The sequence below is a fragment of the Klebsiella sp. 28 genome (assembly GCF_018223905.1).
GTDB classification, from domain to species: domain Bacteria; phylum Pseudomonadota; class Gammaproteobacteria; order Enterobacterales; family Enterobacteriaceae; genus Klebsiella; species Klebsiella pneumoniae.
This window is the reverse complement of the sequence record NZ_JAGRQY010000107.1, coordinates 1-15,906: the sequence shown is the minus strand read 5'-3', so window position 1 is coordinate 15,906 and position 15,906 is coordinate 1. Positions and strand designations below refer to the sequence as shown.

Below are 15,906 nucleotides of genomic sequence, written 5' to 3'. Positions count from 1 at the left end.
ACTAACGCAGCTCAGCGCGGACGCGCTCCAGATCTTCCGGGGTATCCACGCCGGTGCCGGGCACTTCCGCCGCTACGGCGACATGGATTTTCTCGCCATACCACAGCACTCGCAGCTGCTCGAGCATTTCAATCTGCTCCAGCGGGCTCGGCGCCCAGCTGACATAGCGGCGGATAAAGCCGGCGCGATAGCCATAGATGCCGATGTGCCGCAGCAGGGAGTCACCGATGGTCTCGCGGGTTTGGGCAAAGCGATCGCGATCCCAGGGAATAGTCGCGCGGGAGAAATAGAGCGCGTAACCCTCGGCATCCATCACCACTTTGACCGCATTCGGATTAAACGCCTCTTCCGCATCATGGATCGGTACCGCCAGCGTCGCCATTCCGCTGCTGCTGGCAGCCAGATTGTCCGCCACCTGGCGGACAATCGCCGGGGGGATCATCGGCTCATCGCCCTGAATATTGACGATAATGGTGTCATCGCTGAACGCACACTTTTCCACCACTTCCGCCAGCCGTTCGGTGCCGGACTGATGGTCGGCGCGGGTCATACAGACCTCGCCGCCGGCGGCTTCAACCGCCCGGGCGACATCTTCGTGATCGGTGGCGACAATAATGCGATCCGCGCCGGATTCGCGAGCGCGCTCCAGCACATGGACAATCATCGGCTTACCATTAATGTCCTGCAGTGGTTTTCCCGGCAGGCGCGTGGAGGCGAAACGCGCAGGAATAATGACCACGAAACTCATGAGTGACTCTCTTCTAGCGCCAGCGGACGCGCCTCTGTCTCCAGCAGCACCGGGATACCGTCGCGCAGCGGAAACGCCAGGCTATCAAGTTTGCAAATAAGTTCTTGCTTATCCTGACTGTAATACAGCTTGCCGTTACAGACCGGGCAGGCGATGATTTCAAGTAAACGGTGATCCATGTTTCCTCCTGATGGACCGGATAGATTTCTCAGCAGCATATCACAGGAAGGCAGGCGCCGGGATCAATCGGCGTCGATTTCCCACCCCTGCTCCTGGCCGACAAACAGCCCTTCCGGCAGGCGTCGGCACAGGATCCGCTCTGCCGATTGCCAGCGTGCGAAGTCGTTAATCGCCCGGCGCAGCCCCTGCTCCAGACCACGGGTGATCTTCACCCCCTCCTCCAGCCACAGAGCGAAGATCTCCAGTTCCCGGCTTTTGCGATGTATTTTACTGTCCATCCGCCCGACCAGTTTTCCCTGGTGCAGCAGAGGCAGTACGAAGTAGCCATACTGACGCTTCGGCGCCGGGGTATAACACTCCAGGCGATAGCTGAAGTTGAACAGCTGCTCAGCGCGTTTCCGATCCCAGACCACCGGGTCGAAGGGCGAGAGCACGGCGCTATGGCTGGCGGTCAGCTTACCGCCGGGCGCGGTCTCCAGCTGCGCCAGCGCCTCGTGATGCAGCCACATCTCGCCCAGTGCTTCCACGTTAACCGGCACCACCAGCCCCTCTTCCTGCCAGGCCGCCAGCAGACCCGGTAGCGCCGGCTGGCGCAAGCGATAGTAATCGGCCAGCCACTGGGCGCGGAAGATGCCGAGGCTACGGGCGCTATTGCGCAACATAATGGCCTCTGCGTCTTCGCGGGAGAGCGCGTCGCGCTCGTCGTCCCAGTCCGGCATCACCCGCCGGGTTAGATCATACACGCGGTGAAAATTGCGCCGCTCCACCACCATCACTTCGCCGGCGGTAAACAGCCCTTCCAGGTGGCGCTTATGCGGTTTCCACTCCCACCAGCCGCTGGCGCCTTTGCGCGGGTGGGTAAAATCCGCCGAGCGAACCGGGCCGTTTTGCCCGATATGTGCCACCAGCTCGGCAATACTCCCGGCATGCTCCTCCATCCACGCGCGATGGTATTTCCAGCCCATATTGTCGGGATTCAACATGCGATGGCGCACCAGGGCGAAATCGCTGCGCGGCAGAAAGCAGGCTTCATGCGCCCAGTATTCCATTAGCTCGCCGTTGCGCAGCGACTCATCCAGCCAGTGCTGCGGATAGCTGCCAAGACGGCTGAACAGCACCAGGTAGGGGCTGCGGGCCACCACGTTGATGGTATCGATTTGCAGCAGCGACATCTGCTGGATGGTGGAAAGAATGTCTTTCGGGCGAGCGCGACGTCGGGGCTTCTTTAACAACCCCTGCGCCGCGAGATGGAGCTGGCGCGCCTCGTTAAGCGATAGTTGCAATACCGACATGCAGGTTCTCCGTCAGGAATTCCAGCACAGCGGCGAGCAAAGCCGGCGCGTCAGTTAACGTTGCGCCAACGTCGCTAAGTCCGCAAGCAACCGCTGTGCGCGTTCATCGGCCATTATGGCGTCGACCGGTAAATACCACCAGTTTGCAGCGGCGAAATCGCGACATTTCACGGCATCTTTCTCGGTCATCAGCAGCGTCTGATCGGCGGTCACCAGGGCGGCGACATCATCCTGGCTCAGCGCCTGATGGTCCGCCAGCGCCACGGTTTTGACCGGCTGGACGCCGCAGCTTTCGAGGGTGGCGAAGAAGCGCGGCGGATGGCCGATGCCGGCCATCGCCACCACGTTCGTAAAGGTGGAGACATCGCGACGTTCGCCGGTAAGCAGGTTAACCGCCATCCCTGGGCGCAGCCGCATCGGGATCTCACCCGGACGCGCCACGCCGCCGTTAACGATAACCGCATCAACGCTTTGCAAGCGCGACGCCCGCTCGCGCATCGGCCCGGCAGGCAGCCACCAGCCGTTGCCAAAGCGGCGCACGCCGTCAATAACGACAATTTCTCTGTCCCGCGCGAGCTTATAGTGCTGCAACCCGTCGTCGGTCACAATCATCTGCAGATCGTGCGCGCTGAGCAATGCTTTTACCGCGTCGCTGCGTAGCGGAGCGACAGCGACCGGGGCACCGGTACGCTGATGGATCAACACCGGTTCATCACCCGCCAGCGCCGTACTGGTTCTGTCGTCCAACACCAGCGGATAGCGTTCAGCTTTACCGCCGTAGCCGCGAGACACGACGCCAACGCGAATACCGCGCTGCTGCAGCTGCTCCACCAGCCAGATCACCACCGGCGTTTTGCCATTGCCGCCGGCGGTCAGGTTACCAACCACCACCACCGGCACCGGCGCGCGCCAGGCTTTTTGCCACCCCAGCTGATAGCTGAGGCGAATCACCCCGCTCACCAGGCCATACAGCCAGGAGAGCGGCAGCAGCAGGCGCCACAGCGGCGATTCCCCGGACCAGATGCGCGCGATCATTCGCCGAATTGCATCTTATGCAGCTGGGCGTACACGCCCTTATGCTCCAGCAGATCATGGTGCGTTCCGCGCTCCACGATCCGCCCGTCTTCAACCACCACGATTTCATCAGCCTGCTCAATGGTCGACAGACGGTGAGCAATAACCAGCGAGGTACGGTTTTTCTGCAGCTCATCCAGCGCCGCCTGAATGGCACGCTCGGACTCGGTATCCAGCGCCGAGGTGGCTTCATCGAGGATCAGGATCGGGCTGTTACGCAGCAGCGCGCGGGCAATAGCAATACGCTGGCGCTGGCCGCCGGACAGCATCACGCCATTCTCGCCGATGATGGTATCCAGACCATTATCCATCTTGTTGATGAAATCCATGGCGTAGGCCATGCGCGCGGCCTCTTCAATCTGCTCGCGGCTGTACTCTTCGGTACGGGCATAGGCGATATTGTTGGCGACGGTATCGTTGAACAGATGCACGTTTTGTGAAACCAGCGCCACCTGGTCGCGCAGCGAGCTCAGCTTGTACTCGCGCAGGTCGTGGCCATCCAGCAGGATCTGCCCCTCGTCGACATCGTAGAAGCGGGTGATCAGGCTGGCAATGGTCGATTTACCCGACCCTGAGCGCCCCACCAGCGCCACGGTTTTCCCTTCCGGGATATCGAGATTGATATTGCGCAGCGCGGCCACTTCGCGACCCGGGTAGGTAAAGGTGACGTTCTCGAACTTGAGATTGCCTTTCGCCCGCTCAATGACCCGCGTACCTTCGTCTTTTTCCTGCTCGGAATCGAGGATCGCAAACAGCGTCTGGCACGCCGCCATCCCGCGCTGGAACTGGGCATTGACGTTGGTCAGCGACTTCAGCGGACGCATCAGCGCAATCATCGAGGAGAAGACCACGGTAATGGTCCCGGCGGTCAGGGTGTCCATCACGCTCGGGAAGCTGGCGGCATACAGGACAAAGGCCAGCGCCAGGGAGGCGATAAGCTGAATGATCGGGTCGGAGATAGACGAGGCGGAAACCATCTTCATCCCCTGCAGACGCATTTTATTGCTGACTTTATCAAAACGTTTGGTTTCCACTTCCTGGCCGCCAAACATCAGCACCTCTTTGTGCCCTTTCAGCATCTGCTCGGCGCTGGTGGTGACCTGCCCCATCGTGTTCTGCATATTCTTACTGATATTGCGAAAACGCTTGGAGACCACGCGGATCGCCACCGACACAATCGGCGCCAGTACGATCAGGATCAGCGACAGCTGCCAGCTGTAATAGAACATCATCACGAACAGACCGATAATCGATGCCCCTTCGCGGACCACGGTGATCAGCGCGCTGGAAGAGGAGGAGGCGACCTGCTCAGAATCATAGGTGATGCGTGACAGCAGCGTTCCGGTAGACTGCTTGTCAAAGAAGGCCACCGGCATACCCATCATGTGGCCGAACAGGCGACGACGCATGGTCATCACCACTTTGCCGGAAACCCAGGAAATACAATAGCTCGAGATGTAGCTGGTGATCCCACGCAGCACCATCAGGCCGATAACCACCAGCGGCATCCATAGCAGCACTGAGCGATCCGTTTTACCAAAACCATCATCCAATAACGGTTTAAGAAGCGATAACATGAAGGTGTCACTGCCCGCGTTAAGCACCAACGCCACCGCCGCTACGATTAGCCCGGCTTTAAACGGCGCGATAATCGGCCAAAGTCGGCGGAAGGTCTGCCACGTGGAGAGATCTTTATCGTTCTGCATTCAATAAACCAGCTTGTGTTGAAATAGCCGCATATTCTACCCGTTATCGGCGGGCGCGCCAAACCACTGATGATACCAACGCGGTAAAACTTGATCCCGTAAGCTATGGATTTGCCACCCTTCTGCGGAAAAAACCACCGTTATCTGCCCATGCTGCGGCGTGGCGAACCAGCGATAACCCCGCTGGCGGTAGCGCTGAACCACCTTGTACGAGGGCATCCGCCACGCATTGTAGCGCGAAGCGGAGGCCAGCGCGGCCGCGCCATCCACCCGGCGGACCAGCAGCGCGCTGGAGGAGGTATTGCTGCCGTGGTGGGGAACCTGAATAAGTGTAGACGTCAGATGCCGCCAGTAACGGCTGATCATCGCCTGCTCCGCCTGACGCTCTATATCGCCGGTGAGCAGGATGCTGGAGCGACCATCATCGATCCGCACCACACAGGTATGATTGTTACCCTTTGCCGTGCTGCCCGGTAGCGGCCACAGGGCCTGGAAGTTGAGTCCCTGCCATTGCCAGCGCTCACCGCGATGACACGGCAGATGATGCGCCCAGCCTAACGGGCTGCGCACCCAGGCCTGCGGCCATGCCTGCAGCACTGAATCAAGGCCGCCGCGATGATCCAGATGTTCATGGCTCAGCATAATCCCTTGCAGCTGCAGATGGTGCCAGCGCAACCACGGGATAATCACCTGTTGACCGCTATCACCCTGCGGCCAAGCCGGCCCGGTATCGTAAAGCAATGCCTTACCGTGACGCTCGATCACCATAGCCAGCCCCTGTCCGACATCCAGCATCGTCACCCGCCATTCGTCCGCAGGCGGTTGTCGGCTGAATGGCCGCGTCAGTAAAAACAGCACGCTGAGACACAGCGCCGGTGAATGCCGCCAGCTCTGAAAACGCCAGCCCATCACCAACAGCCACGGCAGGATACTGATCCACAGCCAGCGAGCATCCAGCGTCAACCAGCCGTCCGGTAAACGTCTTAATCCCCAGAACAATACGGCCAGCACGCGATCGGCCGCCAGCCAGAGCAGCGACTCCACTATCTCCGGCCCCGATAGATGCACCAGCATCGCGGTCAGAATAAGCGGCACCGCCAACAGGGTGACTAACGGTACCGCCAGCAAATTAGCCGCCATCGACGTCAGGCTGACTCCATGGAATAGCAACAACTGCAGCGGCAGCAGCAGCAGCGTCACGCCAGCCTGCAAATGAACAAGAGCAATTATGGTCTTCCACGGCCAGCGCCAGCGGCCGGCAGGCAACGGGAGCCACTGGAACCAGAAGATCAGCCCCGCCACGGCGAAGGCAGATAGCCACAGGCTTTGCGACAGGACCGCCAGCGGGTCGGCAACCAGTATCGCTCCCAGACAGCAGAGCCACACCTGCCACGCCGTCCAGCGTTGACCCGACAAACGTAAAGCACAACAGACCGCAAGCCCTAAGCAAGTGCGCAGGGCCGGCGGCTGCATACCGGTCAGCCAGGCATAGCCGACGGCGCCGGCCAGCCCGGCCAGCAGCGGCAACCGCCAGCCAATCCAGCGGCCCGGGAGAATATACTGCACGCCGCGCAGCAACAGCATGATAAGAGAAGCCGCGAGAGCGATATGCAAACCCGAGATAGCCATCAGATGGGAAGTGCCCGTGTTCTGCATCAGGACCTTTATCTCCGTCGGCAGAGACAGCCGCTCCCCCATTCCTAATCCCAACATCACCGCGCGCCAGGGATAAGTCTGCAGTCGCCGGGTCAGCGACGCCAGATAGCGGGCGCGCAGACTGCAGCGGGCATCCAGCGCGGAAGCGGCGACGATCCCTCCGCTCAGCGGCCGGTGCTGCGCCAGCGCATAGCGCTGGCTGTCGAAGCCCCCGTCATTGAGCTGCCCGTGCACCGGGCGCAGGCGCAGCGTCATCAGCCAGTGTTGACCCGCACAGGCTGGCGCAGGTGCAAGTTCCCCGTACAGCGTTACGCCTACCGGGGGAAACAGATAGCGGCCCCGCAGGCGCACCATCTGTCCACGGTGCAAGGTCTGGCCATCCGTCTCGCTAAGGATCACTTCCGCTTGCCGGATGGCGCCGGTAAGGTGCCGGGTCGGCCACAGCGCCTGATGCGCGCTCAATACTCCCCAGACCACCAGCAGAAGCGTCATCGCCACTCCGGCGACGGCCCTTCCATGCAGACGAATCAGCGCCAGCGCCAGTGCGCTCGCGCCCGCCAGACTGTACGGGCCCGGCAAGACGGGTAGCCAGAGAAGCGGCAGCATTGCAATGATGGCGCATCCGGCAAGCCATGGTAGACGCATAAACACCTCCCTGTGAGTGGACAGTGTTACGCAAAGCGGTGCTGGCGTCCTGGAGGCGAATTCAGGCTTGCGCGGCGCATTCCAGACAATCGCCTCGCTTGCAGCCGGGCACGCTTTTTTTGTGAGGATGGCCGTAAATGGCGGGCACAAAAAAAGCACCCGAAGGTGCTTTCTTTATCGTCAGGCAGGCTGCACGTCGTGCAACTCACCCTTCATAAATATTGGCGCGGTCACGTAATTCTTTCCCGGGCTTAAAGTGCGGAACGTACTTACCTTCCAGTTCGACTTTATCACCAGTTTTCGGGTTACGTCCGGTGCGAGGTGCTCGATAGTGCAGAGAAAAGCTGCCGAAACCGCGGATTTCAATGCGCTCACCTTGAGCAAGCGTTGAGGCCATATGTTCCAGCATTTCTTTAACAGCATCTTCCACCGCTTTCGCCGGAATGTGAGATTGCTGGCTGGCAAGTCTTTCAATCAATTCTGACTTGGTCATTATTCCTCCGGTTTCCTTCAAGGCAAAAATTAGCTAACAGCTTAAACAAGGGCGGCCGTAGCCGCCCTTTGTGCTTGATTACAGGACGAATCCTGCAATCTGTCAAGTAAACTCGTCGCTATTCAGGTTGTTATTACCTGAATGACAAAGATTACTCACCTTTCGCTGCTTTGAACGCTTCAGCCATAGCGTTGTTGGAGAAGTTCGCGTCTTCCTGCTTGTTCACGGTAGCGATAGCGTCTTTTTCTTCCGCTTCGTCTTTCGCACGTACAGACAGGCTCACTACGCGGTTCTTACGATCCACGCCGGTGAATTTCGCTTCAACTTCGTCGCCAACGCTCAGAACCAGAGTTGCGTCTTCAACGCGGTCACGGGATGCTTCAGAAGCACGCAGGTAACCTTCTACGCCGTCAGCCAGTTCTACGGTTGCGCCTTTAGCGTCAACTGCAGTCACTTTACCAACAACGATAGCGCCTTTCTTGTTCAGAGCAACGTAGTTGTTGAACGGATCTTCCGCGAGCTGTTTAACGCCCAGGGAGATACGCTCACGCTCTGCGTCAACCTGCAGAACAACTGCTGCGATTTCGTCGCCTTTTTTGTATTCACGAACTGCTTCTTCGCCTGCAACGTTCCAGGAGATGTCAGACAGGTGAACCAGGCCGTCGATGCCGCCGTCCAGGCCGATGAAGATACCGAAGTCAGTGATAGACTTGATTTTACCTTCAACACGGTCGCCCTTGTTGTGGGTTTCCGCGAACTGCTGCCATGGGTTAGATTTGCACTGCTTCAGACCCAGGGAGATACGACGACGCTCTTCGTCGATATCCAGAACCATTACTTCCACAACGTCGCCAACGTTAACAACTTTGGACGGGTGGATGTTTTTGTTGGTCCAATCCATTTCGGAAACGTGAACCAGGCCTTCAACGCCCTCTTCGATTTCAACGAAGCAGCCGTAGTCGGTCAGGTTGGTCACGCGACCGGTCAGTTTGGTACCTTCCGGATAACGTTTAGCGATAGCTACCCACGGATCTTCGCCCAGCTGTTTCAGGCCCAGGGATACACGGGTACGCTCGCGGTCGAACTTCAGCACTTTAACAGTGATTTCGTCGCCAACGTTTACGATTTCGCTCGGATGCTTAACGCGTTTCCAGGCCATATCGGTGATGTGCAGCAGGCCGTCAACGCCGCCCAGATCAACGAATGCACCGTAGTCAGTGAGGTTCTTAACGATACCTTTGACTTCCATGCCTTCCTGCAGGTTTTCCAGCAGCTGATCGCGCTCTGCGCTGTTTTCGGATTCGATAACGGCACGACGAGAAACAACAACGTTGTTACGCTTCTGGTCCAGCTTGATGACTTTGAACTCAAGCTCTTTGCCTTCCAGGTGCAGCGTGTCGCGCACCGGACGAACGTCTACCAGGGAACCCGGCAGGAACGCACGAATACCGTTCAGCTCAACAGTGAAGCCACCTTTAACTTTGCCGTTGATAACACCGGTAACAGTTTCAGCGTCTTCGTAAGCTTTTTCCAGCGTGATCCAAGCTTCGTGACGTTTAGCTTTCTCACGGGACAGCAGAGTTTCACCGAAGCCGTCTTCTACTGCATCCAGAGCAACGTCAACTTCGTCACCAACCTGGATTTCCAGCTCGCCCTGGGCGTTTTTGAACTGCTCAGCCGGGATGGCGGACTCAGATTTCAGACCGGCGTCAACCAGTACTACGTCTTTGTCGATAGCAACAACAACACCACGAACGATGGAACCCGGGCGGGTTTCGATTTCTTTTAAGGATTCTTCAAACAGTTGAGCAAAAGATTCAGTCATGTTTAATCTTCAGGTTAATATTAACGTCCACCTGGCTCCGTGCCGGATGGGGTTGTTTCACATACCCGCTGACCATCCATTGCCGCGGGGTACTGCTATAATTCGGAGGCTTCGGCGCGTTACCGGTTAAGGCCTACGCAACGGCCAATTTTTCGCGCGCATATTGTAGCGCTTTTTCAATCACTTGCTCAATGTTTAGTTCGGTTGAATCGAGAACTAATGCATCGGCAGCCGGGACAAGCGGCGCCACGGCGCGATTTCGGTCGCGATCGTCACGCTCTTTTATCTCGGACAAAAGACGTTCAAAGTTAACATCAAAGCCCTTTTCCTGCAACTGCCGCATGCGGCGATGTGCCCGCTCGTCGGCCGAGGCATCGAGGAAAATTTTCACCGGCGCGTCCGGGAAAACTACCGTTCCCATATCGCGACCGTCGGCGATAAGCCCCGGCAGTTCGCGGAAGGCGCGCTGGCGGCGCAGCAGCGCTTCGCGAACGCGCGGAAAAGCCGCCACTTTCGAGGCCGCGTTCGCAACCTCCTGAGTGCGAATTTCGCTACTGACATCTTCCCCTTCCAGCACCACTTCCAGGTTGCCGTCAGTAGAAATAAAACGCACGTCAAGATGGGCAGCCAGGGGCACCAGCGCCTCTTCGGACTCCACGTCGACATGATGATGCAGCGCCGCCAGCGCCAGAACGCGGTAGATCGCGCCTGAATCTAACAGATGCCAGCCCAGCGCTTCCGCCATTGCCTTGCACAACGTACCTTTACCCGCACCGCCAGGCCCATCAATGGTGATTACCGGAATATTCGCCGTCATCTTTTTCTCCTTCAGCAAGGCGCATGGAATATAAACGCCGCGCATTATACGCATCAATACGCCGGAAAGTGAGCATTGCTTGTAAATTACGGACTACAGGAAATGAAAAGCAGAAGTTTTGCGCAATTATAGCGGGCTGACAGGACATCAGCCCGCGGGATGACAAAGTTTTACTCAGGCGAGGGTACTGATCCGCGCCAGCTGCTCAAAGTAGTCAGGGAACGTTTTGGCCGTACATTTGGGATCAAGGATGGTCACCGGCGTATCAGACAGCGCTACCAGCGAGAAGCACATCGCCATCCGGTGGTCGTTATAGGTGCCGATTTCTGCGTACTTCAACTTTGCCGGCGGGGTGATGCGGATATAATCTTCCCCCTCTTCCACCTCGGCGCCCACTTTACGCAGCTCGGTCGCCATGGCGAACAGACGGTCCGTCTCCTTGACCCGCCAGTTGTAGATATTGCGCAGGGTAGTGGTCCCTTGCGCGAACAGCGCGGCGGTGGCGATGGTCATCGCGGCGTCCGGGATATGGTTCATATCCATATCGACCGCCTTGAGCTCGCCGTGGGTGCAGGCGATGAAATCGTCGCCCCAGGTGACGGTGGCGCCCATTTTCTCCAGTACGTCGGCGAAACGGATGTCGCCCTGTACGCTGTTGCGGCCGATACCGGTGACTTTTACCGTGCCGCCCTTAATGGCGCCAGCGGCGAGGAAATACGAGGCCGAGGAAGCATCGCCTTCCACCAGGTAATCTCCCGGCGACTGATACTGCTGCTTGCCGCGCACCACAAATCGCTGATAAGACTGATTGTCCACCTCAACGCCGAAGGTTTTCATCAGGTGCAGCGTAATGTCGATATAGGGTTTCGACACCAGATCGCCCTTAATGACGATGACGGTATCCTGCGGCGCCAGCGGCGCGGTCATCAGCAGCGCGGTCAGGAACTGGCTGGAGACGCTGCCGTCAACCTCGACGTTGCCGCCCTGAAAACCGCCGCGCAGGCGCAGCGGTGGATAATTTTCCTGCTCCAGATAGTCGATCTGAGCGCCGCCCTGACGCAGGGCATCCACCAGATGGCCGATCGGACGCTCTTTCATCCGCGGTTCGCCGGTCAGCACGATATCGTTGCTGCCAAGGCACAGAGCCGCCGCCAGCGGACGCATCGCGGTACCGGCGTTGCCAAGGAACAGCTCCAGCGCCGCGGCAGAGCGCAACGGGCCGCCGTTGCCGGTCACTTCGCAGCGGGTGCGGTCGGCAGACAGGGTATATTGAACCCCCAGCGCACTCAGGGCATTCAGCATATGGCGCACATCGTCGCTGTCCAGCAGGTTGGTCAGCACCGTCGTGCCGCGGGCCAGGGCAGCCAGCAGCAGCGCGCGGTTGGAGACGCTTTTCGAACCTGGCAGGTTCACGGTGCCCTCTACGCGTGCGATGGGTTGTAACGTCAGGGATTCCATCAAACTTCACTCTCAAACAAACAGAATAAAAACCCCGCAGACAGGCCGCGGGGAGGAAGAAAGAAACAGGCGATTAACCGTGGCGGCGTTCGAAGTCCAGCATAAAGTCGGTTAACGCCTTCACGCCGTCCAGCGGCATGGCGTTGTAGATGGAAGCACGCATGCCGCCCACCACCCGGTGGCCCTTCAGCGCGTGCAGCCCGGCAGCAAACGACTCTTCGAGGAACAGTTTGTCCAGGGCGCTGTCCGCCAGCTGGAACGGTACGTTCATACGCGAACGGTTGGCCTGCGCCACATCGTTACGATAGAAGCCGCTGTTATCGATCACGCCGTAGAGCAGTTCGGCTTTCTGCTGGTTGATTTTATCCATCGCGGCAACCCCGCCCTGCTGTTTCAGCCACTTAAACACCAGTCCAGCCAGATACCATGCGAACGTCGGCGGTGTGTTAAACATCGAGTCATTCTCGCTTAACACGGTGTAGTCAAGAATTGATGGGCAGGCCACGCTGGCTTTGCCCAGCAGATCTTCACGCACGATGACCAGCGTCAGCCCAGCCGGACCGATATTCTTCTGCGCGCCGGCGTAGATTACGCCGAAGCGGTTGACGTCAATTTCGCGGGAAAGAATGGTGGAGGAGAAATCGGCGGTCACGATGACGTCGTCGCCGAAGTTCGGCGTCTCATCAATCGCGATACCATCAATGGTTTCGTTCGGGCAGTAGTGCAGATAGGCCGCTCCCGGGGTCAGCTGCCACTCGCTCATCGGCTTCACAGCGCGCTTGCCGTCGACGGTGATTTTCGCGTCGATAACGTTCGGCGTGCAGTATTTCTTCGCCTCTTTGACCGCGCTGGCCGCCCAGTAGCCGGCGTCCACATAGTCAGCGACCTTTTTATCGCCGAGGATGTTCAGCGGGATCCCGACGAACTGGCCGCGGCCGCCGCCGTGGCAGAATAAAACTTTATAGTTGGAAGGGATGTTCAGCAGAGCGCGGAAGTCCTGTTCTGCCTCTTCTGCCACCTGGATAAACTCCTTACCACGGTGACTGATCTCCATGACCGACGTCCCCAGACCGTGCCAGTCGCACAGTTCCTGCTGCGCCAGTTTGAGTACTTCCGCCGGCAGCATTGCCGGGCCCGAACTGAAGTTATAGACCTGAGCCATTTCCCCTCACCACGTTGCTATGTTGTTTTGCCCGCGAACCGCCGCGGGCATAAGTTATTCCTGTGGCTATCGGTTTTATCATTCAGTGACACGGTCCGCAATGGCTAAAACTCGCCGACGGTAAAACGCGGCCGCCGTCACACAACAGAATCTATCGGCTTGACGTAATAAAACCGACATATTTGCTGTCAGGTAAGCCGTTTCGCCCGGCTGGCCTTCGACCATTCTGCATTTGCGCAGCGCGGACATATTCGTTTTTCTCCCGCCTGCATCGCCATTACGATGCTGCAGCGCACGCAGGCATAGATCCCCTCTTGCGGAATGGTGGTATAGCGTGTGGTACAATGCGCTGGAAGGATCGATAATCCGGCCCTCACCTCTTCATCGGGATAATAAAACACGCTGATCTGCCCGTTGGTTTCGAGGATTGCCAGCCGGACCTGGCCAAGCTGCTCGACGCTGTTGACCCGCAGCTCCATAAAAAATTCGAATTCGGTCATGTTTTCCGCATGCAGCTTCTCCCAGGCCAACTGTCCCTCTTCCACCACTACGATAGGTTTCCCCTCCAGTAGATCCTCCAGCTTTTCGCTATGCCCCATCAGCCACATAATGCCGCGATACAGTAGCGCCAGCGTAACGAAGACCACCAGCACCGGCAGCAGCGGCACATCGTCATAAAACGCCACGTCACCCGCCGCCGAGCCGAGGGTCAAAATAATCAGCACCTCGAACAGCGACATCTGCCGCACGCCGCGCCGTCCGGTAATCTTGAGGAAAATAAAGACCAGAACGAAGGTATAGAGGCTGCGCAACGCCACCTCCGCCAGGAATTCCACCGGTACTTTATCGAGCGCCATCCGCTGCCAGTCAAAGGCTTTCATTTTCCATCTCCCTGTGTATTAAAGATGCCTCTAAGCATAGCCAGATGATGGAGATAGCACCTGTCAGATAAAAGCCGTATCATTGCGCGCTTTCCGTACGACAAAAGTGATCGCCATGACCCAAACGTTTATTCCCGGCAAAGATGCCGCCCTGGAAGATTCCATCGCTCGCTTCCAGCAGAAATTGCTCGACCTCGGATTTGATATCGAAGAGGCCTCGTGGCTGAACCCGGTGCCGCACGTGTGGTCCGTTCACATTCGCGATAAAGCGTGCGCGCTGTGCTTTACCAATGGTAAAGGCGCCACCAAAAAGGCAGCCCTGGCCTCCGCGCTGGGCGAATATTTCGAACGTCTGTCCACTAACTATTTCTTCGCCGACTTCTGGTTAGGCGACACTATCGCTAACGGCCCGTTTGTTCACTACCCGAACGAAAAGTGGTTCCCGCTGACTGAGGATGATGAAGTCCCGGAAGGTCTGCTGGATGCCCGCCTGCGCGCGTTCTACGATCCTGACGATCAGTTAACGGCCAGTATGCTGGTGGATCTGCAGTCGGGTAACGATGAGCGCGGCGTGTGCGGTCTGCCTTTTACCCGCCCGCCAGTCCGACGGCGAAACCGTCTATATTCCGATGAATATTGTCGGCAACCTGTACGTCTCCAACGGCATGTCCGCCGGTAACACCCGCAACGAAGCGCGGGTACAAGGTCTGTCAGAGGTCTTTGAACGTCACATTAAAAACCGCATCATCGCTGAAAGCATCAGCCTGCCGGAGATCCCGGCGGAAGTCATGGCGCGCTATCCGGGCGTCGTGGAGTCGATCGCCAAACTGGAAGCTGAAGGTTTCCCGATCTTTGCCTATGATGGCTCGCTGGGCGGCAAATATCCGGTTATCTGCGTCGTGCTGTTTAACCCGGCTAACGGCACCTGCTTCGCCTCCTTCGGCGCCCACCCGGACTTTGGCGTGGCGCTGGAGCGAACCGTCACCGAACTGCTGCAGGGCCGCAGCCTGAAAGACCTCGATGTCTTCACGCCGCCAACCTTCGATGACGAAGAGGTCGCCGAGCACGCGAACCTCGAAACCCACTTTATCGACTCCAGCGGCCTGATCTCCTGGGATATGTTCAAGCAGGACGCCGACTATCCATTCGTTGACTGGAGCTTCTCCGGTACCACCGAAGAAGAGTTCGCCACCCTGATGGCCATCTTCAAGGCCGAAGATAAAGAAGTGTACATCGCCGACTACGAGCACCTGGGCGTTTACGCCTGCCGTATCATCGTCCCGGGGATGTCGGACATATACCCGGCGGAAGACCTGTGGCTGGCGAACAACAGCATGGGCGCTCATCTGCGGGACACCATTCTGTCCCTGCCGGGCAGCGAGTGGGATAAAGAAGATTACCTGGCGCTGATCGAGCAGATGGACGATGAAGGTCTGGATGATTTCACCCGCGTTCGCGAACTGCTGGGGCTCGCCACCGGAAAAGACAACGGCTGGTATACCCTGCGCGTCGGCGAGCTGAAAGCGATGCTGGCCCTGGCCGGCGGCGATCTGGAACAGGCGCTGATCTGGACCGAGTGGACCATGGAATTTAATGCTTCGGTCTTCAGCGCGGAGCGCGCGAACTACTATCGCTGTCTGCAAACCCTGCTGCTGCTCAGCCAGGAAGAAGAGCGTCAGCCGCTGCAGTACCTGAACGCCTTCATCCGTATGTACGGCGCCGACGCGGTCGAAGCCGCCAGCGCGGCGCTGAGCGGGGAAGCGCCGTTCTATGGTCTCCAGGCGGTCGATAGCGATCTGCAGGCCTTCCCGGCCCATCAGTCGCTGCTGAAAGCCTATGAAAAACTGCAGCGGGCGAAAGCGGCGTTTTGGGCAAAATAAGCCCAGCTTGCGCCATCGTTCATGCTTACAACGGAGCCCTCAGCGGCTCCGTTATTTAACCCTGAGAAAGCGCCTCCTATAATTTGTAG

At 58.3% G+C, this 15,906-nt stretch carries 12 protein-coding genes and 1 pseudogene; 1 reads left to right on the top strand and 12 read right to left on the bottom strand.

The genetic code is table 11. From position 1 onward, the window contains the following. Position 1: 1 nt before the first annotated feature. The 12 genes from kdsB to KHQ28_RS18515 all read right to left on the bottom strand — a co-directional run bounded on the left by kdsB (position 2) and on the right by KHQ28_RS18515 (position 13,937). A complete protein-coding gene (gene kdsB, locus KHQ28_RS18570) occupies positions 2 to 748 on the bottom strand; it encodes a 3-deoxy-manno-octulosonate cytidylyltransferase (RefSeq protein ID WP_019704633.1) in 747 nt (248 codons plus the stop codon). Further along, positions 745 to 927, bottom strand: coding sequence for a protein YcaR (ycaR, locus tag KHQ28_RS18565; protein WP_002898177.1), 183 nt, complete (start codon positions 925 to 927; stop codon positions 745 to 747). Before ycaR ends, kdsB begins: the two co-directional genes overlap by 4 nt. Positions 928 to 990: 63 nt before the next feature. After that, positions 991 to 2,220 (bottom strand): winged helix-turn-helix domain-containing protein, encoded by a 1,230-nt coding sequence (locus KHQ28_RS18560; protein ID WP_032419137.1) that lies wholly within the window; start codon positions 2,218 to 2,220, stop codon positions 991 to 993. Positions 2,221 to 2,274: 54 nt separating this feature from the next. Continuing rightward, complete coding sequence (lpxK, locus tag KHQ28_RS18555) at positions 2,275 to 3,255, bottom strand: tetraacyldisaccharide 4'-kinase (protein WP_016946992.1); 981 nt, start codon at positions 3,253 to 3,255, stop codon at positions 2,275 to 2,277. After that, the gene (gene msbA, locus KHQ28_RS18550; RefSeq protein ID WP_002898170.1) at positions 3,252 to 5,000 is read right to left on the bottom strand and encodes a lipid A ABC transporter ATP-binding protein/permease MsbA; all 1,749 of its coding nucleotides are present in this window, start codon (positions 4,998 to 5,000) and stop codon (positions 3,252 to 3,254) included. The genes lpxK and msbA overlap by 4 nt, the downstream gene beginning before the upstream one ends. A gap of 36 nt (positions 5,001 to 5,036) precedes the next feature. Next, positions 5,037 to 7,301, bottom strand: a complete 2,265-nt coding sequence (locus KHQ28_RS18545; RefSeq protein WP_032439822.1) for a ComEC family protein — start codon at positions 7,299 to 7,301, stop codon at positions 5,037 to 5,039. A 205-nt stretch (positions 7,302 to 7,506) separates the two neighbouring features. Then, positions 7,507 to 7,794 (bottom strand): integration host factor subunit beta, encoded by a 288-nt coding sequence (ihfB, locus tag KHQ28_RS18540; protein WP_002898165.1) that lies wholly within the window; start codon positions 7,792 to 7,794, stop codon positions 7,507 to 7,509. Between the two features lie 151 nt (positions 7,795 to 7,945). Continuing rightward, entirely contained in the window at positions 7,946 to 9,619 is a 1,674-nt protein-coding gene (gene rpsA / locus KHQ28_RS18535; RefSeq protein ID WP_002898162.1) for a 30S ribosomal protein S1, read from the bottom strand. Between the two features lie 133 nt (positions 9,620 to 9,752). Further along, the gene (cmk, locus tag KHQ28_RS18530; RefSeq protein WP_002898160.1) at positions 9,753 to 10,436 is read right to left on the bottom strand and encodes a (d)CMP kinase; all 684 of its coding nucleotides are present in this window, start codon (positions 10,434 to 10,436) and stop codon (positions 9,753 to 9,755) included. Positions 10,437 to 10,610: 174 nt separating this feature from the next. Continuing rightward, positions 10,611 to 11,894: a 3-phosphoshikimate 1-carboxyvinyltransferase gene (aroA, locus tag KHQ28_RS18525; protein WP_002898157.1), complete on the bottom strand. Its 1,284-nt coding sequence runs from the start codon at positions 11,892 to 11,894 to the stop codon at positions 10,611 to 10,613. Positions 11,895 to 11,967: 73 nt separating this feature from the next. After that, on the bottom strand, positions 11,968 to 13,056 hold the full coding sequence (serC, locus tag KHQ28_RS18520) for a 3-phosphoserine/phosphohydroxythreonine transaminase (RefSeq protein ID WP_032419138.1): 1,089 nt from the start codon (positions 13,054 to 13,056) through the stop codon (positions 11,968 to 11,970). A gap of 188 nt (positions 13,057 to 13,244) precedes the next feature. Continuing rightward, positions 13,245 to 13,937 carry a DUF421 domain-containing protein gene (locus tag KHQ28_RS18515; protein ID WP_002898152.1) on the bottom strand — a complete coding sequence of 231 codons (693 nt, stop codon included), beginning with the start codon at positions 13,935 to 13,937 and terminating at the stop codon, positions 13,245 to 13,247. Positions 13,938 to 14,052: 115 nt separating this feature from the next. Between KHQ28_RS18515 and ycaO the strand changes: the two are divergent. Beyond that, a pseudogene (gene ycaO, locus KHQ28_RS18510) lies at positions 14,053 to 15,817 on the top strand (30S ribosomal protein S12 methylthiotransferase accessory factor YcaO). Positions 15,818 to 15,906 lie beyond the last annotated feature (89 nt).